Annotated in this window: 1 tRNA gene and 1 rRNA gene; both read left to right on the top strand. The window is 47.9% G+C overall.

Annotated features, from left to right (window positions below):
- Positions 1 to 279: 279 nt before the first annotated feature.
- Positions 280 to 355: transfer RNA gene (locus ABD827_RS10965), tRNA-Glu, on the top strand.
- 382 nt (positions 356 to 737) lie between these two features.
- Positions 738 to 922 (top strand): 23S ribosomal RNA (locus ABD827_RS10960); the annotation flags it as partial.

Raw genomic sequence — 922 nt, 5'->3', positions numbered from 1 at the left:
GTGTTCACACAGTTTGCTTGATATGAGTAGAGCGCTTTTGATAAGGGCGTGGCAACCAGTTCGCCTATAGCTTGTTGCACACCGAGTAAAGCAAACACCGCGTACAGGGATAACCTTATTCTTGTCGCTCGGGTTCGCGGAGCTCACCACTCGCCTTTACCAAAAATCGATGCGGTTAACTACCGTGTCTTTTTTGATAAGACTTGCCACTCGGCCTCGCCGGCTCGGCACTCGTCTTACCAAAAATCGTCGAAACTTGTTTCGACACCACGATTTTTGGTCCCCTTCGTCTAGAGGCCTAGGACACCGCCCTTTCACGGCGGTAACAGGGGTTCGAATCCCCTAGGGGACGCCATCGCGCAGAACACTAAGCATTACGCTGTAAGAGAACATTATCTCTTAAAGTCTAACGCTTAGAGTTTCACTACTCTTGCTCTTTAACAATCTGGAAAGCTGATAGAAATAATTTGTAGTTCTTGATACGCAAGTGTCTTGGAACTTCTTGGCGAAATATGTTGTAAGCATCAGTCACTGATGCGTCAACCCCGCTTTGAGCAAGTTGTTTTTATGCTGCCTTTATATAGCAATATATGTAGGCGAGCGTCATCGACGTGAGTTCGAGGCGCGGTTTGAACGAGTCTCCTGAGCATAGTTCACTATGTGATGGAGCGAGTGAAAGCCGCAACGACGAAATCACTAAGATGAAGCCGCATAAAACACACTTCTTGGGGTTGTATGGTTAAGTGACTAAGCGTACACGGTGGATGCCTTGGCAGTCAGAGGCGATGAAGGACGTGCTAACCTGCGTTAAGTACGGATGAGCTGGTAAGAAGCGCTTGAGTCCGTAATTTCCGAATGGGGAAACCCACTGCACTCAGTGCAGTATCGTTAAGTGAATACATAGCTTAACGAGGCGAACCGG

The organism is Oceanisphaera sediminis, from assembly GCF_039539745.1.
Classification (GTDB): Bacteria; Pseudomonadota; Gammaproteobacteria; order Enterobacterales; family Aeromonadaceae; genus Oceanimonas; species Oceanimonas sediminis.
Note: the sequence above shows the minus strand (reverse complement) of the source record. Positions and strands in the feature narration are given on the sequence as shown.